The 19,344-nt window shown below is 38.1% G+C and carries 23 protein-coding genes and 1 pseudogene; 13 read left to right on the top strand and 11 right to left on the bottom strand.

Annotation, left to right across the window (positions count from 1 at the left end):
- Nucleotides 1-598 precede the first annotated feature (598 nt).
- The 5 genes from H5160_RS00980 to H5160_RS00960 all read left to right on the top strand — a co-directional run bounded on the left by H5160_RS00980 (nt 599) and on the right by H5160_RS00960 (nt 4,187).
- Nucleotides 599-1,348 carry a spermidine synthase gene (locus H5160_RS00980; RefSeq protein WP_182736421.1) on the top strand — a complete coding sequence of 250 codons (750 nt, stop codon included), beginning with the start codon at nt 599-601 and terminating at the stop codon, nt 1,346-1,348.
- A 136-nt stretch (nt 1,349-1,484) separates the two neighbouring features.
- Nucleotides 1,485-2,498 (top strand): DUF5924 family protein, encoded by a 1,014-nt coding sequence (locus H5160_RS00975; RefSeq protein ID WP_182736420.1) that lies wholly within the window; start codon nt 1,485-1,487, stop codon nt 2,496-2,498.
- A 71-nt stretch (nt 2,499-2,569) separates the two neighbouring features.
- Entirely contained in the window at nt 2,570-2,806 is a 237-nt protein-coding gene (locus H5160_RS00970) for a hypothetical protein (RefSeq protein ID WP_182711272.1), read from the top strand.
- A gap of 11 nt (nt 2,807-2,817) precedes the next feature.
- A complete protein-coding gene (locus tag H5160_RS00965; protein ID WP_182721194.1) occupies nt 2,818-3,261 on the top strand; it encodes a hypothetical protein in 444 nt (147 codons plus the stop codon).
- Between the two features lie 122 nt (nt 3,262-3,383).
- A complete protein-coding gene (locus H5160_RS00960) occupies nt 3,384-4,187 on the top strand; it encodes a hypothetical protein (RefSeq protein WP_182736418.1) in 804 nt (267 codons plus the stop codon).
- 68 nt (nt 4,188-4,255) lie between these two features.
- Here the strand turns inward: H5160_RS00960 and H5160_RS00955 are convergent, their stop codons facing one another.
- The 4 genes and pseudogenes from H5160_RS00955 to H5160_RS20320 all read right to left on the bottom strand — a co-directional run bounded on the left by H5160_RS00955 (nt 4,256) and on the right by H5160_RS20320 (nt 5,640).
- On the bottom strand, nt 4,256-4,576 hold the full coding sequence (locus H5160_RS00955; protein ID WP_182715461.1) for a hypothetical protein: 321 nt from the start codon (nt 4,574-4,576) through the stop codon (nt 4,256-4,258).
- Nucleotides 4,577-4,588: 12 nt separating this feature from the next.
- Complete coding sequence (locus H5160_RS20330; RefSeq protein WP_259416264.1) at nt 4,589-4,792, bottom strand: hypothetical protein; 204 nt, start codon at nt 4,790-4,792, stop codon at nt 4,589-4,591.
- 54 nt (nt 4,793-4,846) lie between these two features.
- A pseudogene (locus tag H5160_RS20640) lies at nt 4,847-5,008 on the bottom strand (hypothetical protein); the annotation flags it as partial.
- Between the two features lie 269 nt (nt 5,009-5,277).
- Complete coding sequence (locus H5160_RS20320) at nt 5,278-5,640, bottom strand: hypothetical protein (RefSeq protein WP_259416262.1); 363 nt, start codon at nt 5,638-5,640, stop codon at nt 5,278-5,280.
- 250 nt (nt 5,641-5,890) lie between these two features.
- Here H5160_RS20320 and H5160_RS00945 point away from each other — a divergent pair, with 250 nt between their 5' ends.
- Entirely contained in the window at nt 5,891-6,550 is a 660-nt protein-coding gene (locus H5160_RS00945) for an NADPH-dependent FMN reductase (RefSeq protein WP_182733511.1), read from the top strand.
- Nucleotides 6,551-6,671: 121 nt separating this feature from the next.
- Nucleotides 6,672-6,854 (top strand): hypothetical protein, encoded by a 183-nt coding sequence (locus tag H5160_RS20315; protein WP_259399084.1) that lies wholly within the window; start codon nt 6,672-6,674, stop codon nt 6,852-6,854.
- A gap of 378 nt (nt 6,855-7,232) precedes the next feature.
- Here the strand turns inward: H5160_RS20315 and H5160_RS00935 are convergent, their stop codons facing one another.
- Entirely contained in the window at nt 7,233-9,248 is a 2,016-nt protein-coding gene (locus tag H5160_RS00935; RefSeq protein ID WP_182736416.1) for a TonB-dependent receptor, read from the bottom strand.
- 225 nt (nt 9,249-9,473) lie between these two features.
- Between H5160_RS00935 and H5160_RS00930 the strand changes: the two genes are divergently transcribed.
- The gene (locus H5160_RS00930) at nt 9,474-11,291 is read left to right on the top strand and encodes a protein kinase domain-containing protein (RefSeq protein ID WP_182736415.1); all 1,818 of its coding nucleotides are present in this window, start codon (nt 9,474-9,476) and stop codon (nt 11,289-11,291) included.
- A 106-nt stretch (nt 11,292-11,397) separates the two neighbouring features.
- Here H5160_RS00930 and H5160_RS00925 read toward each other — a convergent pair whose 3' ends face one another.
- A complete protein-coding gene (locus H5160_RS00925) occupies nt 11,398-11,928 on the bottom strand; it encodes a hypothetical protein (protein ID WP_182736413.1) in 531 nt (176 codons plus the stop codon).
- Between the two features lie 13 nt (nt 11,929-11,941).
- Complete coding sequence (locus tag H5160_RS00920) at nt 11,942-12,943, bottom strand: YHYH protein (RefSeq protein WP_182736411.1); 1,002 nt, start codon at nt 12,941-12,943, stop codon at nt 11,942-11,944.
- Between the two features lie 206 nt (nt 12,944-13,149).
- On the opposite strand from H5160_RS00920, the gene H5160_RS00915 reads away from it, so the two are divergent.
- Nucleotides 13,150-13,581, top strand: coding sequence for a DUF3859 domain-containing protein (locus tag H5160_RS00915; RefSeq protein WP_138489047.1), 432 nt, complete (start codon nt 13,150-13,152; stop codon nt 13,579-13,581).
- 98 nt (nt 13,582-13,679) lie between these two features.
- Here H5160_RS00915 and H5160_RS00910 read toward each other — a convergent pair whose 3' ends face one another.
- The 3 genes from H5160_RS00910 to H5160_RS00900 form a co-directional block, all read right to left on the bottom strand.
- Complete coding sequence (locus H5160_RS00910) at nt 13,680-14,096, bottom strand: VF530 family DNA-binding protein (protein ID WP_002960902.1); 417 nt, start codon at nt 14,094-14,096, stop codon at nt 13,680-13,682.
- A gap of 72 nt (nt 14,097-14,168) precedes the next feature.
- Complete coding sequence (locus H5160_RS00905) at nt 14,169-15,161, bottom strand: MDR family oxidoreductase (RefSeq protein WP_182736409.1); 993 nt, start codon at nt 15,159-15,161, stop codon at nt 14,169-14,171.
- A 49-nt stretch (nt 15,162-15,210) separates the two neighbouring features.
- Nucleotides 15,211-15,846: a TetR/AcrR family transcriptional regulator gene (locus H5160_RS00900; protein WP_182736580.1), complete on the bottom strand. Its 636-nt coding sequence runs from the start codon at nt 15,844-15,846 to the stop codon at nt 15,211-15,213.
- A 409-nt stretch (nt 15,847-16,255) separates the two neighbouring features.
- Here H5160_RS00900 and rmf point away from each other — a divergent pair, with 409 nt between their 5' ends.
- On the top strand, nt 16,256-16,426 hold the full coding sequence (rmf, locus tag H5160_RS00895; protein ID WP_002960897.1) for a ribosome modulation factor: 171 nt from the start codon (nt 16,256-16,258) through the stop codon (nt 16,424-16,426).
- 65 nt (nt 16,427-16,491) lie between these two features.
- Here the strand turns inward: rmf and fabA are convergent, their stop codons facing one another.
- The gene (fabA, locus tag H5160_RS00890) at nt 16,492-17,007 is read right to left on the bottom strand and encodes a bifunctional 3-hydroxydecanoyl-ACP dehydratase/trans-2-decenoyl-ACP isomerase (protein ID WP_002960896.1); all 516 of its coding nucleotides are present in this window, start codon (nt 17,005-17,007) and stop codon (nt 16,492-16,494) included.
- Between the two features lie 203 nt (nt 17,008-17,210).
- Between fabA and H5160_RS00885 the strand changes: the two genes are divergently transcribed.
- The 3 genes from H5160_RS00885 to H5160_RS00875 are packed head-to-tail and all read left to right on the top strand — an operon-like array spanning nt 17,211 to nt 19,316.
- A complete protein-coding gene (locus H5160_RS00885; protein ID WP_024595367.1) occupies nt 17,211-18,068 on the top strand; it encodes a 6-carboxytetrahydropterin synthase in 858 nt (285 codons plus the stop codon).
- A complete protein-coding gene (locus H5160_RS00880) occupies nt 18,061-18,879 on the top strand; it encodes a M23 family metallopeptidase (protein WP_182693902.1) in 819 nt (272 codons plus the stop codon). The genes H5160_RS00885 and H5160_RS00880 overlap by 8 nt, the downstream gene beginning before the upstream one ends.
- Before the next feature lie 5 nt (nt 18,880-18,884).
- On the top strand, nt 18,885-19,316 hold the full coding sequence (locus tag H5160_RS00875) for an acyl-CoA thioesterase (protein ID WP_182736408.1): 432 nt from the start codon (nt 18,885-18,887) through the stop codon (nt 19,314-19,316).
- Nucleotides 19,317-19,344 lie beyond the last annotated feature (28 nt).

The following is a 19,344-nucleotide window of genomic DNA, read 5'->3' as shown; positions in this document are numbered from 1 at the left end:
TTTAGACCTGATTGATGCTCTGCGCTTTATTAGCCTTGCAACTTACTTAGCTGGCTTAACTGGTTTAGGTATTCAGCGGCTTTAAGTTGTTAGTAATAGTGTTTAGCGCTAAGGGATGAGTAATTTATACGTGGATTGGCATATGAAGAAAAACGGTTTAATTTCACATAAAACATGAGTCATATTCATTACACATTATTGTTAGATGCGATTACGTAGTAATTGGCGAAAAAAAGGCATAAATCGATAAAAATAAAGGATGGATGTTTAGCCGTTTAGACTTCCTTTGTGTTGATGTGTACTTTATTCATGTTAAACATGAGGAATATTCAAAGAGTTTTTTTGTAGCTATATCAGTGTATTAGTTTGTTTTTAGCATATTACATCGCTGTTTATAATAAATGTCGTCACGGGTAAGTTCCAGCTAGCTATATAAGTAGATACCTTAGCTAATCTAATCTCAAAAGATAAACCGACTTTTCTGAGTACGTATATAAATGCCTGTAAATTAATAAAAGGCTATAAATCATATTAATAGCCATGGCAGTACGTTAAGTAAGTTATACTCGTTTTTCATCACCTCACCTATTGAGTATTCGTGGATATCAAAGGCACTTGTATTGCATCAACTATTGATGAGCATGGCCCTGTTTATGTATATCAAACAAAAAAGAATCTTATTCTCAGCTTTGACGGAAAAATTTATCAAAGCTGTATTAAGTTAAATAATATTAACGGGTTAAGCTTAGCTTATACGCAAGCTATGATGGCTGCGCTTTTTTTTATACCAAATTTAAAAACCGCGATGATAATGGGACTTGGGGCGGGCTCTATAGCAAAAAGTCTTTATCATGCGTTTCCTGCACTAACTATACATACCGTTGAATACCGTAAAGCCGTGGCTGATATGGCTATAAAATATTTTGAACTGCCTGTGTCAGAACGTTTGTTTATTCACATTGATGATGCGGCAAACTACATGAAAAAAACGCAGATAAAAACGGATGTTATTTTTTCTGATTTATATAGCTCAGAAGGGATGGAATCAGATCAGGTGCAATCATCCTACTTACGTGATTGTAAAAATGCGCTCACTTTTGATGGTGTTTTAGTACTTAATATTTGCCATACCAAAGTTGGGCAAAGAGAAACGTTCGATCAACTACTTGATAAAGAATTTGCAGGACAGATTTTTAGTTTTATTATTGAAGGCGGCAATAAAATTGTTTTTGCTTTTAACAATAAAATGCCAGTACTTAGTGAGGATGAATTACTTGCTAAAGCTTACGCGTTACAAAAATTAATAAACGTACCAATGACGCGCTATGCCGAGCTTTTATTTAATTAAAAATGGTTAGTTTGATGTACTGTTAAATGGCGCGTTTAAATCCATCCGTCTATCTGTTGTTCATTTAAACTTGGTTAAACTAATCATACTCTGAATAAAAATAATAAAGTACGTACCCGTACGGAAACACTCATACATGGATTACTGTAAAAATATAATCTCTAAATTTATAAGCGCGATGCAAAAGCGGCCTGGATTATTGGCTGTGTTGGCGTTTTTGTCGGGCGTTGCCAGCTTTGCACTTGTAGATAGAAAAGAGTCTTTTTCGCAAGTTATTGCGATATTTTTACTTATTAGTTGGTTGTGGCTAATTATTGATAATTGGCTGCGTGACAAAGTAGAAGAAAAATTTGGTGTGGCTGTATCTCCTAATGTAATGCGTTTTGCTCTACAAATGGTGCAACAAGAAAGCCTATTTTTTGCTTTGCCGTTTTTTTTAGCGGTTACGCAGTGGGACCATCCTCAAGCATTTTTTACCTCCCTCATTGTGTTATGTGCGGTTATATCGGTGATCGACCCCTTTTATTATAAGAAGCTTGCTAAAAACCGAACGTTATTTAGTGTGTTTCATAACTTTGCTTTATTCGTTGTTTTACTTGTTACCTTACCTATTTTGTTAAACCTTACAACGAGCCAAAGTTTAGCTGCAGCCCTTGTAACGGCTGTAGTGGTTACTCTACCGAGTTTAAACAATTTAATGCCTAATGCACGCTGGTGGCGTTTTCCTATTCTTGTATTGATTTTATGTGCTTTGAGCACTGCTGTGTGGCAGTTAAGAAGCTATGTGCCTCCTGCTGCGCTGCGCTTAACCGATATTACGTTAGCTCATGAAGTTGATTTACAACATAAAAAGCCAGTAGGGAGTATTAAACAGTTAGACTCCTATACACTGCATCATCAAGGTTTATATAGTTGGACCGCTGTTAAAGCACCAAGAGGCTTAAATGAAAAAATATTTCATGTGTGGCTTCATAATAAAAAGGAAGTTGATCGGATCACGTTAAATATAAACGGTGGGAGAGAACTAGGTTATAGAGCGTGGACACACAAAGTAAACTTTCCTAAAGACTCTGTTGGTAAGTGGCAAGTAAAAGTAGTCACCGAATCAGGTCAGTTAATAGGTTTAACGAAATTTACTGTTACACCTTAATGATGGTAATAGGTTTGTAATCTAATAAATATTTGATAGGCTATTTTTACAGTGTTTATTGGATGAACGTTATGAGTTTTGCATTTGATCTGTTTATTTGGTTAATGGTAGAGACTATTTTAGGTTTTTTTATTTACTCAACAGGTTGTACTATTTTAAAAATAGTCACCTTTGGTAAGTTTAAAAGCGATATTACCGATTACGTATCGTTTAAGGCGAATAAAGCTAAAAATGTTTATTTAATTTGTGTGCTCGGGTTTAGCTTTTACGTGCTATTAATTGGCTTTGTTGCCTACATGAGTCATTAAATTATAATTACATGAATAATAATACATTATTTACAGCAGGCATTTTAAGCTTTATAGCATCACTTTTACATGTAGCCTGTGTTTTTGGAGGGCCTGATTGGTATCGCCTTTTGGGTGCTGGTGAGCAAATGGCTCAAATGGCAGAGCAGGGCAGTATGTATCCTACTTATGTAACTTTAGCTATTTCAGTTATTATTGCTATTTGGGGCTTTTATGCGCTCTCTGGTGCAGGCGCCATTTTAAAACTTCCATTTTTAAAAACTGCACTCGTATTAATAACCGCAGTGTATTTAATACGAGGTATTGCGGGTTTAATCATTCCTTTTTTAACTTCAAGCCAAATCGTTCATCAGAATTCTATTCAATTTTGGATTATAAGCTCGATAATCTGCTGCATTTATGGGTCATTTTACTTATTTGGTACCCTTAAATTGTGGCGAATAAAAAATGTATGAATGCTAGATTTCCTGATCTTTTAAATTCAAATTATTAAATACTGATAGCTTATTTTTATATTGCGAAATACTATGTGCGACTATTTTTTACGCGCATATATTTTGGCTTTAGGTATCTATAAATGAATAAAACGTTATTGAGTACTTTGCTTGCAGCTCTTATTTGTGCATCTCTTTTAGCTAAAGTGCAGGCCCAAGACGTTCATGCACTTGAGCCTGAATTAGGTGTTGGCGGAAATATTAAGCTAGATGAGGCAAGTACAGCTTATGTTGATGACGGTTTTGATTTTCATGTGCATCCACTTTGGGAAAGTCGATATGTAAGTGAGGGCCGTGACAATTTAGCGGGTAAAGGTATTGCCTCAATCGCAACTGAATTCAATTATAATGAAATAGCTATTATTCCGTGGGTTGCAACGGGTGTTGATAGCGATTATACCGAGTTTAACTTAAATGCTATTTATGCAACTCAGTTATTTAATACCGTTAATATGTTTATTGGTTACAACCATTTAAGATCGCGTGAAAATACCTCTAATGCTCACGACAATGAGGTTAGCTTAGATTTTTCGTATTTTTACGATGATAAATTTCAGCTCACTAGCAGCGCATATTATTCGTTTGATTCTCAAGGCACATTTATAGAGCTTACGATAAATAAAGGCTACGAGATAAATGAAGCTGTTAATATCGATTTTCAAACGGGGCTAGGGTTTAATGCAGGTTATGTAAGTGATGGCCATAATGGTATTAACAACCTTAAGCTTACAGCTAACGTGTCGTATAAAGTTATTAAGCAGCTTGAAGTATACGCATATACTAGCTACACCATGGCAATTAATAAAAATGCTGAGCGCTTTGTGGGTGATCAAACCTTAAAAAACGTGTTTTGGAGTGGTATTGGTCTGAGCTATCTATATCGTTAAAAGTTAGCAGCACAATAAAATGGTTGTGCTGCTTATTAAGAGTTTATCAATAAAAATTAGCCCTAAATTTACATAGCTTTATTAACGTTGGTTTTTAAATCACTCTTTTCTTTTTCGTGAGTGTGGCTTTTTATAGGGGCGGAAATTCCATTATCAATTTTTTGAATCGGCTGGCTTCGTACACACATTAAATCATCAGCCATATACTGGCAGCTGCCAATATATAAATCGTTATGGCCGCCTTCGTATTTACATGATTGAGATTTTACTTTATCTGCGCAGGCTTTAACTGCAACACCATTTAATGGCCCTGCATGAGCATTTAAAAATGTGGGTGCTGCAAGTAAAGCCATACCAAACACGCTTAAACAACTACTTTTTATAAACATAACAACTCCTTTTTAATGTTTTTCAGGATCATTTCCTGGCGGTGGACCGTTGTGATCACCTGGTGGCCCACCTGCAGGCCTAACTGATTCTCCATGTAGGCACCCTATAAACATATTTTCACTAGGACTGGCTGCGTGGTAGTGATAACCCCTTACTTCATCTGTATTACCTCGGCATTCATCAAGTGACTCTTCTTTACCGCTTGTATCACGCATTGCATAAATACCATAACCGTCTATTGCATAACCTATAAGAGGTGCATGTCCACCTTCTGTAGCAGCTGAGTCAGTACAACCAGTGGTAGAGTGATAGTGATAACCTTGGTGTAAATTTATATGGCCACCACAATCATCAAATGCCGCAATGGTATAGCTCTCTAAAATTGCATTAATTGGAGCAGGCCCTGATAGCTCAGTACCGTCTAGTGCTATACCTACTGTTCTTAATCGGCCAGTATCAGATGCTGGAATAGGTGTAACAGGAATTAAATACGTTAATGAAAAACTATCTTCTAAATACGAAAGTTCACACTCAATACAATTTTGTTTATATTGCTCTTCAACATCAGGGCGAGCTGCACCAGCGCAAGACTCTTTTGTAGCTGTATATCTAATTTCATTTGTTTTAGTGTCGTAAAGTACCCACTTTTCATCGCCGTAGTATTCATCAAGCTTTAGGACAAATTGGCCTGTTAAATCAACTAAATCACCAGTACCTTCTTTACTTTACTAAACCAACTGCCAGTTACATCAGCGCCATCGGTCGATGTGCGCGGGCAAAATGGACCCGGCTCTCTACCTGCAGGTGCGCCTGATGTAATTAACTCATAACACTTAGTTTTAGTTCCTTGCGCCGTTTCGCAATCAACAATGTTAGGCTCAGATAAAAAGGCCCCTTTTTTAAACATAGATAAATTTATTGTTTGATTCGTTTTTTGTACTTCACTAAGGGAGCTACTAACTTGCTTAGTATTTTTATTAGTTGGTGAGTCGTCGCAGCCACTTAGAGTTAAAACTGTTGCGGTAATAATGATTGCAAACGCGCTGTAATTATTTGAGCCCATTACTTGTATCCTTTTCAGTATAGGTTTTGGTGTACTTATACTGTGGCATATTACTGGCTAAATGTGCAAAAAGTATGGAGAACGACAAAATAAGCACATGATAAAAAACCTTTAACAGTGTGTGGTTGCTAAAGCGCAGTTTTAAATTTAATTATTAGTGTTCAAAATTAATAAAAACGGATATGTGTAATACACATAAGCTAAAAGTGTTAGTGTTTAGATGTTATTCAAATACATATGAGGATTACATATGAAGTTTTTAGTGTTTTTAGGGACAGTGCGTAACAGCACGCCACCAAAACCTGCTCGCTTAGGTGAGAGAGTGTCTAAAGCCTGCATGGAGTGCTTAAACGAGCAATTCTCCGAACATGAGTTTGAGCTTATAGATGCACTTGATTACCCAAGTGATCAAGTTTTTAAACCACATTTTGCCTATGCTCAAGGTAAGGCGCCTTCAATGCTAAATACTTTAGCTGATAAAATTAAAGCGGCTGATGGATATGTAATGGTTAGCCCTGAATATAATCACAGTATGAGCCCAGCTCTCGCTGACTTACTTAATCACTTTGGTAGCTCACTATTTTCATATAAGCCCAGTGCTATTGTTACTTACTCTGCTGGGCAGTGGGGTGGACTCAGAGCGGCAATTAGTATGCGCTCGTTTTTATCAGAGCTTGGCTGTTTGCCTGTATCTGCAATGATCCATGTTCCAAAAGCGCAAGAAGTATTTAATGATAATGGATCTGTGCAAGTTGGTGAAGAGCAGTCATCGTGGTTTAATTATTTTCACCGTACTTTTGGGCAATTGGTTTGGTGGGCGCAAGCGGCTAAAAATCAGAGTGGCGTTGAAGATCCTGAGCAGATGCTAAAAAGCTTTAAATCAAATCCATCGCAGCGAAATGCCCCATAACGAATACTTTTAAAATATAACAAATTTAGCCCTTGATTGGGCTAAATTTGTTTCTTTTATAGAAACTTAAAATATATAAATGTTACTATTAACATCTACTTATAAAAAAGGATGTTATATCTTGAAATACCTTACTCTTTTAAGTGTATTAACACTTAGTGCTTGCAGCTCTGTACAAAACTTACCGGCGCTAGGCGAAGGGACTACTGCTAATATGAATTTAATAGCTCTTTCGGAGCAGAGCGCGCCACAAGGTGTTAGCGGTACATTTAAGTTTTATATTAAAACTACAGGCTCTCAGTAAGGTGACGTATTTTTAAATACCGAAGCTGACTATCGTGATCGACGTGCTATTACAATTTCAATTGATTCAAACGTAGCTGCTAAACTCACAGAAAAATACGGACAATCAGCCAACACATTTTTTATTGGTAAAACAATTGAAGTAACAGGTGAAGCGAAGCGGGTAACTATCGATTTTTTAAGTAAAGGCAGAAAAACCAATAAATATTACTATCAAACACATGTTGCTGTTAACTCAATAAATCAACTTCGCATTGTTGAGTAACATCAGCCAGCTTGTTGAGGCATCGGATTAATTACTAAGATACTTATTGGCTAAGGGTATGTTTTACAGCCGTACTGTTTTTATATACAGTACCCCTGTAAATCTCAATGAATACTAAAATAATAAACTTACACTTAATCGAGCTGTTCGTGGCTCTATTGGATGAAAGTGGTTGTCTTCAACGCCTTGTGCTGATTCGCCAGGTAAACGCGATGCATAATAGTAATCTATATCGTGGTCGGTGCTATTAAATAAGTTAAGTAATTCAAAGTTTACTTTCCAGTGAGTCTGCTCATAGCTAATTGCGCTATTTACTACTGTTAAGGGCTCTGAACGCTCGTTACCATCGCTAGTTAATGTACGTTTGCCAATATGGCGAACTCTAACTGATGACTGCCATTGCTCACTTAAGTGCCAATTTAAACCTGTACTTGCAACAACCGGAACAGCACCTTCTATATAATCATTATTGTCATTAATATCTAAACGAGAATGCGTGAACGATGCTTCTGCGTCGATACTAAAGCTGTCGTTAATCCAATAATAAGCGCTTATTTCTAATCCGTAACGCTTAGATGCATCACTTGGTTCTGTGTTACCCGCATCGCCAACAAATAAAAGCTCTGAGTCGAGTGTTAGCCACCAAAGTGCAGCTGATAGATTAAACTTTTGCTCATCAGCAAATCGGACGCCTATTTCAGCGCCTTCACTTTTAACTAATAAGTCAACTTGCTCTGCTTGCTCACCGGTAACAGGGTCAATATTAATAGTAGATCCGCGCGCATCATTTGAATGAAAAGATTGTCCCCAATTAGCATATGCAGCTACTAAATTTGTAAAACGGTAATTTAAACTCCCTTTAAAACTTACTAAATCATCCTTTGCTTTTCCTGAATTTACGGCGGTAATACTAGTCACGTTTGTATCAAAATAGTCGTACCTAACGCCAACGGTTGCTTCAAGTTTTGGAGTAAGTAAAAGTTTGGACTCCCAAAAGCTTGAGTAGCTAGTTTGCTTTAGTTCATCTTGCCTAACCGTACTAAGTCGCTCTCTTGCTTGTGTGTTATAAAGCCCTACGTTATCTATGTCGTCGTGGCGAAGCTCAATACCTACGGTATGTTGTATGTTTATATCTGATGTTTTGGTTTCAAACTGGTAGCTTATATCTGTTCCATAAATATTTCGGCTATCTTGCTGATTAAACTGATCGCCATTAATAGGATCATTTAAAAAATAACTAAAGTTTGAATACAAAGTTAAATCGTAATTTATGGCATAAATGCTGGCTTTAATATGCTCACCTTGCCAGTTACTAGATAAACTATAACGGCTAGAGCTGCCACCAAGTGTGGTGTCAAGAGAGCCTAATTGAGTAATTAAATTTTGTGATATAGCGCGCTGTGGAATTTGATCTGCTGAATTCCATGTATTGTCGTACGCCATGGCACTTATTGATAAGTCACCATCAAAAGCTTTACCAACATAGCGCAGTAGGGCATTTTTTTTATTTACATCTTCGTTTATATCATCCCATGGGCCGTCATAGCCTTGCCATTCTGCCGCTGCAATGAGCTTACCTGTTGCAATGTTAGTAGATCCCAGTACAACAGCGCGTCTATAATTATCTTCTCCTATGCTGAGTTCTACTTGGTGATGTTTTAGGTTATCAGCAAGTTGAAATTGAGCACTACCAGCGGTTGAAAAGTCACCTTGGGTTGCGCTATATGAGCCTTTTTGATAGTTAATAGTTGAAATAGACTCAGGGATTATAAAGTTTAGGTCGGTGTAACCTTGTCCGTGGCCATGGCTGCGCATATTAATTGGCATTCCATCTATGCTGGTGGCAAAGTCGGTGCCGTGATCTAAATTAAACCCCCTAATAAAGTACTGATTAGCTTTACCAGAGCCGCTATGTTGAGTGACCGCCATACCTGGGATTAACTCTAACATTTCGGCGCTTCTTAACATTGGGCGCTGCTGAATTTCACCTTGACCAATAATACCGCTAGATGCGCTGATTGACTCACCAATTAGCCCATCTCTGTGACCATAAACGGTTAACTTTTCTATGTTTGCATAGCTATAACCACTATACAAAGTGCCTAGCGCTAAAATTGCTAATGTTCTCATGACTAAAATCCCTATCTAATGTATTTGTTATTAATGCAGCTATGTTAAATACGGCTTAGATAATTTATTGGATGCAACATTTGTTGGTTATTTGTAATTATTTAGGGGTGAGTAAAGATGGGTAACTTAAAAACTACGCCGCACGCTATTGTAATCTTATTACATAAAACTAATAATCGAGTGCTTTAAATGACTTTATAACACTAACAAGACAGAGAGCCCGTATTGAAAGCCAAAGAAATCCGCAATTTTTACATTAACGAAGAGCAATCTGTTTATTTGCTTTCGCACCGCGATGCTAAAAAGCACCGTCAGTGGCTTAACATTTGTATTAAGCAGTTAACACTGCTGGGGTACAAAAATGTAGAAATGATTGGCTCGGGTGCTTTTGGCTTTGTGTTTGCAGGAGATGACGATAACGGCTTACCTTGGGTATTTAAGTTTTCGCGTATTACTCTTGCCCAAAGTGTGCGTGACCGCCTAGAAGATGAAGCGTATATGCTTTCGCAAATTGATAATCCGTTAGTGCCTACCTTTTATGCTTTTGAACGTATTAAAAAACAAGGGATTTTAATGATGGCACGCGCCATTGGAGAGGACCTTGAAAAAGTATCGCTTAAAACAGGGCGCTTTAGTGCCGCGCAAATAATGGCACTCGCGGTTAGGCTTCGTAATGTACTGGTTGATTTACGCAGTCATAAAAATGGCATTAGCCCACAACCTATAGTGCATGGCGATATAAAGCCTTCAAACCTTGTATGGGATGCAAACACTGATGCGCTGTCGTTAGTCGATTGGGGCAGCTCTGTGTATGCACAGTTAGATAGTGATGGTAATCCTGTTGCGAGTAACTTTATGGATTTAATGTCGGGCGATTTAAGCACAACGAATGCGCGTATGGGCGATGTGTACTTTATTGGTGAAGCGCAAATGTCGGGGGAGCAATCATCCCCACGATTTGACGAACAAGGTGTAGCCGCTACGTTGTATGCGCTAGCGTCGGCGCAGTCATGTCGCTTTGGTGCACAAGCTATCCCAGCAAGCAGCTTAGGGCTTCCAAAAGAGCTGGCTAAAGTCATTGACGGTATGCTTTCTAAAAGTAAAGCTCAACGTGATGGTGCTGGTGATTACTTTATGCGTAACATTACAACTATGGCGAAAGCGTATTTACCTGAGTTTGCTAAAAAACCAAAAAAAGCAGATATCCCTTTTTGGTATGGCAACGACGAGCAGCCAGATACGGTTGTGTATAGCTCACGAAAACAATTTTTACGCCAGGCTGATCAGAATCAACAATTACTAGATATAAACGACGCGCAACTTGACCGCTATTATAAAGAGTTTTTGTTTGATACAGGCGATACCGAAAAAGCATTTTTGGCATCAATAAGCCGATTAGCTAAGTACCCTGTAGTAGGTGGGCTTAGTTTTCATTGGAAGGATGAGTCAATGTTTGTTGAATCATCTTTAATTATGCATGACGAATCATTGGGTGATGCGTTTAGTGATGCGATTAATAACACAGTGATGCTTGCGCAAGCGATTAATCAAAAAGGGTTATTTAAGTGTTGTTTGTTTGATGCCCGTAAAACTATTCAGTTAGAGCGAGATGGCACCGGTGCATTTAAGTTTGATAGCCTACCAGAGCTTGAATACGAAGTTGTAAGCATGAAAGCAAACGACATAACCCGCCCGCATTCATACTTTGAAGACGGTAAAGACCCTGATGAGCAACTACAGCTACCTAAAAAAGTTATTAAATGCGTATTTGAGCTTAACCAAATTCATCATACGGGGTGTATTATTTTTGAAGCACTGCCGGACAGAATGAAGATTCACCATTACTACCGCTTACTCGATTCGAGCAAAGAGGTTGAGTTTAAACGTTTGCTAAATAAACTTATGCAATACGCAGTAAATATTACGGACGTGGGTGTTGCGGGCTTTATGAAGTTGCCATATAAAAACACCCGTGAGTTTAGTTTACGTGTGCAGCAACAAGAGCATTACTTTCCTAAAAATCCCAAGCTTGTATCTTTATAGAAAGAACCCTTCACTAAAGAGTGTTAAATAAGAAGACAAAGATAAAAAAGAGCACAAATTTGTTTAACTTGTACTCTTTGCCACTTAATTATTTAGGTAAGTATTACTAATTATTAAACACCTTACTAAAGGGCGACGTTGGTGATAGCTCAAATTGATGAGTTAGCTTTTGCGTTTTATTAGTCGCTGTAATTTGATAATGCTGCTTGTGCTCATTGTTACTAAATAGCTTAACGTTAAAGTTAACTTTGGTTAGTTTACTAGGCAAAGAGTAGCGCCCAGTAATGGTTACTTGATCTATGTTGTTGCTTTTATGTTTATGTGACGCTTCTGGGTTTAGCAAAAGTCCGTCAATAGTAAATTTATACTGATGATCCGCTAAATAAACGTTTTTTTTAACTCGCTTAGTTATTAGTTTTTTATGAGTGTTAAACTCAATTATTGACACTTTGCCATCCTTGTTTTCATCAATCCCTTTAAAAGCCGACATAGGGATTGAAAGTACAATAAACACGTTATTATCAACAAAATTCAGCGTACCGTGCTCTGCAACCATTAAATGCGCGTTTGCTAATGTTGATGTGCTCAATAAGCCCAATGTGGTTACACTTAACAGATAATTTTTTATATAAGGCATAACTTACTCCTAATTAAACTTCGCCTTTAACGCAGCGTTGAAAAAACGGGTAAGTGTCTGTTGCGTAGTAGTGGTATATCCCATCAGGAAACTCAGGTGTTACGCCAACGCGGCCATTACATTCATCTAAATCACCAGAGCCTGCTACGTATTCCCAATCTTGTGCAAATGTACCTAATGGGTATATATCGGTAGAAGGGCGGTTTACGCTTACAGATGTTATGTGTTGGTAGCTACCGGTCATTACGGTTAGCGCTGAAGTTGCATCATTTGAGTCTAAATAGCCGTAACGTGCATAAATGGGAAAGCCGTCTGCTGCCCAGCCTATTAAAGTCATAGTGGTGTTATTACCACCTCGCAGTGCTACAAAGCCTTCAGGCATACCGTGATAGTGGTATGTGCCATCGGGTTGTACGTGTGCATTGTTGTCGTCTGTTCCAAAACTAAACGTGTCTTGGCTTAAAGCTTCTATATTCCAATTACCGCTGTTGTCGCCTAAATTACAATCGGTGCCTGAATCATCGCAACTTCCGCCTGTGCCGGCGTCTATTTTAATGCCGTTAAGTACAACACCTATCGTTCCACGAGGGCCACCAAGCATGGTTGCTTGTGTTGTTTCTACAGGCTCAAGTGTGTAGCTTTCATTTACTGATTGTTCAGAAATAGTATTTGGGTTATCGGCATTAGGGAATGTACCTACTTCGTGATCAGGTATGCCATTAGCTACTAAGTCGCGTGTAGTTCCTGTGCATGACCAATCTGCAGCGCTGGTGGCCTGTACTGATACTGACTCGTTATATTCACTGTAGCTATATTCACAAAGCACGCCTTGGGTTGAGCTACTCGTACCTGTACCGTTATCTAAGGTGGTTGGTGATGAATCTGTAGTTGTTGAGGTATCAACTATGCCTTCGCCATCTCCGCAAGCAACTAACGATGAAACAACTAGAGCCAAGGTGCTTAGGTTTATAGCATTTACCCTATTTCGATTATTATTAAGTGCGTGTAGTTTCATTGCTGCTTACCTGAACAATTAAGTTACTCAAACAATAATCAGCAATTGTGCAAATAATGTGTAAACAATGATGACAAATTAGCAATGATGTAAATAGACGAAGTATTAAAGCTAAGTTGAGATTTAACTTTATTGGATTGTGTTTTATTTTAAAAATTCAAAAAGTTAAACTAATGCAAAAATAGCTAATATAAAAGGTTACCTTAATGGCTAAAACAAAACCTGTAGTGACGTTACAAAGTCACGGTATTTACTCTAAGTGGGATAGCGAAAGCAAAGCATTGCCACAAATAGAGCAATTTACAACAAATGTAATAGCTGAGGTAGATGTTGAGTTTGGCTTAATCGTAAATATTAAAAAGGGTAAAGGCGAAAAGCTTCACTATTGTATATACCATCCAGATATTCCAGACAGTGACGGTGATGTAATGGACCCCTTTGAAGGCGACGTATACGTTAAAAACAGTGATTGGAACTTTTATTTAGGCGACACGCTTTGGTTACCAATAGAGAATAAGTTGGGTGATTGGCGTATGACGATTGAGCTAAATGGAAAAATTATTGCTGATAAAACTTTTAAGGTGGCATTAGAGGTAGAGCGTACTGAAACAGATTTTTGGAAAAACCGAGGGTATTGATTTCTATTTGTTAGCTATACGGCGTGGATGTAATAGAAATTAATAAAAGAGACTTGTAGAGCCATTTAAAATAGCTCTACAAAATTAAATTAGCGTGTTTAGTTACCCCAAGGGTTACTAGAATTAGAGCGTTGTTTGCGATCACGAGCACGTTGCTTTGATGCTTTTTTTTCCATAATACGTTTTGCATCACTAAAACTTAACTCACATGGCTCACCAGGTTTATGATCAGCTGGGATAACGCGATCACGTGGCGGTAATTCGTATTGCACATCATCAGGTCTAGGTAAGTTTTTTAAGCGATAAAGGTAAAAGTTATCTACTTTTTCTTGTGCCCATTGTGTTTTACGTAAAAATTTAACCGCTGACTTTATATCAGGATTGTTTTTAAAGCAGTTAAGTTGTAAATAAGCGTGTAGGAGCTCCCACCCGTATTGTTCAACCAGCTCTTCAACCACTTGTTCTAATTTAACGCCTTGCAGTGGATTATTACTGAAAAGTTCTTGGTTGCTCATAGGTGTTGCCTCGTTATTAAAATACAAATTGCATTATAAATTTAATAACGAGGCTTTAACAGAGTAAATAGCTTAACTTTGACAATTAACTACAACACGACCGCGAATTTTGCCTTGCATAAGCAGCTCTGCGTTATCAATTACGTGTTCTAGTGATATTTCTGTCGAAATTTTATCTAAGTAATCAGCGTTTACTAATTTAGCTAAACGATCCCACGCTTCAATTCTGTCGGCTTTAGGGCGCATTACGCTATCAATGCCTATTAGTGACACACCACGTAATATAAATGGGGCAACTGAGGCAGGTAAATCCATGCCTTGGGCAAGTCCGCAGGCGGTTACTACACCCCCATACTTTAATGATGCACAAATATTAGCAAGTGTATGGCTACCTACTGAATCTATTGCCGCTGCAAAGCGCTCTTTTTGCAAAGGCTTACCAGGGTTTGAAAGCTCGTTTCTGTCAATTACCTGTTTAGCACCTAACTCTTTTAAATATTCACTTTGATCTAATCGACCCGTAGCTGCTGTTACGTTGTAGCCAAGCTGGTTTAATAAATAAATAGCAAAGCTGCCTACGCCACCATTGGCACCTGTTACAAGTATTTCGCCAGATTCAGGGTTTATTCCTTGTTTTTCAAGAGCTATAACACTTAGCATAGCGGTATAACCGGCTGTACCTATTTGCATCGCTTGTTTTGGAGAAATACCTGCAGGCAAGGGGATTAGCCAATCGCTATTAAGTGCCGCTTTTTGAGCAAGCCCGCCCCAATGTTTTTCGCCTACACCAAAGCCATTTAATATTACGTTATCGCCATTTTTAAATTCATCGCTGGTGGAATTTGTAACCGTACCCACTAAATCGATACCTGGCACCATAGGAAAACTGCGTACAACAGGGCCTTTACCCGTAATTGCTAAACCATCTTTATAGTTAAGTGTGCTGTATAGCACGTCGATAGAAACGTTTTCGTTTGGTAAATCACTGCTTTCGATAGTCGATAATGAGGCGCTGTAGTTATTATCTTCTTTATTAATAACAATGGCTTTAATTGGGTTACTCATGGGATATCCTTTTAGACCGATCGTCTTTTAATTGGTAAATAAAAACGCATTAGGTTAGTAATGCGCGTAAAAACATTTCTGTATATAAAGTAAGTGGGGTATTTGATTTTGTGAGCTTGGCGCGCATAACCGCACCTTCCCAGCCAATCCAAAAGTACTCACTCATCAATTTTGTATTTACATTGCTTGCAATAGTGCCTTGTTGCTTAGCTTGGTTTAAGCAAACCTCTACATGGTTTTGCCAAGCGGTGTAGCTTTGCATTAATCTGGTTTTAAACTCATCACTTAAATGGTTAAGCTCTTGATTTAAGTTACCTACTAAACAGCCACGTTTGTAATCGTATTTTTTCATTCCTTTAATTGCGCTTTGGGTAAAATTAACGATTCGCTCAAGTGGGGGAACATCTTCTTGCTGTAGGTAATGGGTAAGCTTTGCAATAAAGTAACTGTCGTATGCATCAACTAGGGCAATGCCGTAGGCTTCTTTACTTTTAAAGTAATGATAAAAGGAGCCTTTAGGTACAGCTGCTTTTTTTAAAATAGTATCGAGCCCCGTGGCGCTAAAGCCAAATTCAGTTAAGGTTTCTAGGCCCGTGTGAATAAGTAACGCTTTGGTATCGGCGTTCTCTCTGGCTATTTTAGGTGGGCGACCACGGCGTATTGGTGTTGATGTATTTTTGTTCATGTACATATATTAGACCGATCGACTTTAAATAATCAAGCATAAATTTAAATTGTTTAAAAATACTTCAAGTTAGGGGCGGGCTACTAATTTAAGATTAATGAAATAAAAGTGTCACGATTACATTTTTGTTTGGAACTTAGTCAATATTAGTCGGTCACAAATAAAGCACATAAGTGCTTTTTAGCGATTATTGAGTCGCATTTTATTTAGCATAAAACCGGTCAAATTAAATGTTGTATGACCACTTACTTTTTTAAATGTTAATTCATTTTTGCATCAGCAGCTTAGTTAAAGTCAAACAATTTAATTGCTTTTACGATTTGAATTTTACATTTTTATTAACTATTCATTAAATGTAGATTTCACTAATGCTACACAATATACAAATAAAAAGGTGAGGATATTACCGATGAAGAGACAGAAAAGAGATCGTTTAGAAAGAGCTCATTCTCAAGGTTTTAAAGCAGGTTTAGCAGGTCGCTCAAAAGAGCTATGCCCTTATCAACAAGTAGATCCCAAATCAGAGTGGTTAGGAGGTTGGCGTGAAGCGATTGAAAACCGCAACATGTACAAAACCTAAAATCAATAATCGAATTTAAGCAAAAAGGCCTCCACGTTGGAGGCCTTTTTGTACGCATTTAAAAATTAAAACGCGCTAGTGTCTTGGAACAAGCCCACTTTTAAATCTTTTGCTTCGTAAATTACTCGGCCATCTACTTCTACAGTGCCATCTGCAACGCCCATGAACAATTTACGTTTAATTACGCGTTTCATTACAAGGCGGTAAGTTACTTTTTTATTAGTTGGTAAAATTTGGCCAGTAAATTTAACTTCACCCACACCTAGCGCACGGCCAAGACCAGGGCCACCAGACCAACCTAAGTAAAAACCAACTAGTTGCCACATAGCATCTAAGCCTAAACAACCTGGCATTACTGGGTCGCCTTTAAAATGACAATCGAAAAACCAAAGGCTAGGGTCAATATCAAGCTCAGCAACAATTTCGCCTTTCCCATGAATACCGCCATCAGCAGTAATAGAGGTAATGCGATCCATCATTAACATGTTGTCACTTGGTAAACGGCAGTTACCTTCACCAAACATTTCACCTTGACCACACAGGATCAACTCTTCTTTTGTATAGCTATTTTTAGGTTCCATAACACTTATCTTCGCTTAGAAATTGCCAAGTACTTTAGCGTACACTTGTACGCTAAACAACTCGGAGCAGTTAAAAAATCAAAATATTGCATATTAAATCATCAATCAATCAACGCGATTGGTTTTTGCACTATAAAACCGCGCAATTACAATCAGAAATCATTATAATTAACGCTGTCTTATAACCAGTCTAAAGGAAGTTTATGATCCTTTTTGTTAACTCACTAACTGTGATTGATTTTTCTTACTTATGTAACAAACGCGGCGCCGTTGGCGAGAGCTGGATTGTTGATTTAACTTTGCACGGTAAACTTAACGAAGAGTCTATGGTTTTAGACTTTGGTTTAGTTAAAAAGCAAATTAAAGGCATTATAGATGAGTGTATTGATCACCGTTTAGCAATTCCTACAGGGCTTAATGGTACTGTATCTGAATTTGACGAGCATAAAACACTCGACTGTACATTTGGTGAAAATAATCACTTAGCTATGAGCGCTCCTCATCAAGCTTATTGCATGATTAACGCAGATGAAGTAACTGTTGAATCGGTTACCGAATTTTTAATTGCGACTATTTTACCGAAGCTACCAGATAACATTGAAAAAATTGAGCTGTCTCTTAAGCCTGAACACAGCCAAAGTTTTTACTATCATTACAGCCATGGCCTTAAAAAGCATGACGGTAATTGCCAGCGTATTATTCATGGGCATCGTTCTCAAATTGGTATTAGCCTAGATGGCATCTCTATGCCGCGCTTGCAAAAAGAATGGTCTCAAAAGTGGGAAGATATTTATTTAGCCACCAGTGAAGATCAAATTAACGCTGCTGATTTAAAACACATAACAGCCAAAGCGGGTGATGTATGTTTTGCTTATACATCGGCACAAGGCTATTTTGAAATGGCTATAAGTGAGTCTCGTTGCGACATTTTGCCAGTAGATACCACTGTAGAATGTATTGCTGAACATGTAGCTGGCCAAATTAAAGCCCAATACCCAGAAAAAGCAGTGAAAGTAACGGCTTATGAAGGTGTTGGAAAAGGATCGATTAGTTATGTTTAAAACACTTTTAGCAACTGCGCTTGTTGCCTCTGCTAGCTTTAGTGCTATGGCGCTTGAGTTAAAAGGACATTTAACACAAGGCGGTTTAGTTACTGGAAAGCTAGAAAACGCTAAATCAGTAAGCTTAGATGGCAAAAGCTTAAAACTTTCACCAAAGGGTGACTTTGTATTTGGTTTTGGTCGTGACGCTGAAACTACTCATACTTTAAAATGGGTAGATAACAATGGTAAATCGCATTCACAGCCAATAGCTATCACAAAGCGCGAATATAAAATTGATAAAATTACCGGTGTAGCTAAAAAATATGTCTCTCCGCCAAAAGAAGTTAGTGCGCGTATAAGCCGTGAAGCAGTTGCTGTGCGAAAAGCCAGAGAAGTAGACTCTGATTTATTGTACTTTTTAGACCCTGTGTTAAAGCCTGCAGAAGGGCGCATATCGGGTGTTTACGGTAGTCAGCGCTATTTTAATGGCGAGCCTCGTCGTCCGCACTTTGGCTTAGATATCGCGAATAAAACGGGCTCTCCTGTTTACGCGCCTATTAGTGGTACCGTGGTATTTGCTGAACCTGATTTATACTACTCTGGCGGAACATTAATTATTGATCATGGCCATGGTATTACCTCAACTTACATTCACTTAAGTAAGCTTGATGTAAAAGTGGGTGATAAAATTGAGCAAGGTAACAAAGTGGCTGAAATTGGTGCAACTGGACGCGTAACGGGTCCTCACCTAGATTGGCGTTTTAACTGGAAAGGCGAACGCCTTGATCCTGCATTACTAATGCAAGATACATTAGCAAACAAAAAGTAGAGATTATGACTGACGTAAATCGCGATGCAATAATTGCTCAGCGTATTGAAGACTCAACCACATCGGTAACTAAAACCGTGTTTCCAGGGCGTACTAATCATCACAATACTTTATTTGGTGGTGATGCACTGGCGTGGATGGATGAAGTGGCATTTATAGCAGCGACTCGTTTTTGCCGTAAGCCTTTGGTAACTATATCTTCTGATAGAGTCGACTTTAAAGAAGCCATACCAGCAGGTACTTTTGCAGAGTTAATAGCTAAAGTAGTGTATGTAGGTAATACCAGCTTAAAAGTTGACGTAGATATATTATTAGAAACCATGCACAAAGACGACAAGCATTCAGCCATTAGTGGCAGCTTTACGTTTGTTGCAGTTGATGATAACCACAGACCGACTCCGGTAGTATGCGAAAAAATGATTTATGGTTTTGATTAACTTAAAGCTTTGAATATGCGCTAAAGCA

This window comes from Pseudoalteromonas sp. SG43-4, assembly GCF_014164325.1.
Classification (GTDB): Bacteria; Pseudomonadota; Gammaproteobacteria; order Enterobacterales; family Alteromonadaceae; genus Pseudoalteromonas; species Pseudoalteromonas distincta.
This window is presented reverse-complemented; position numbering and strand designations above follow the sequence as displayed.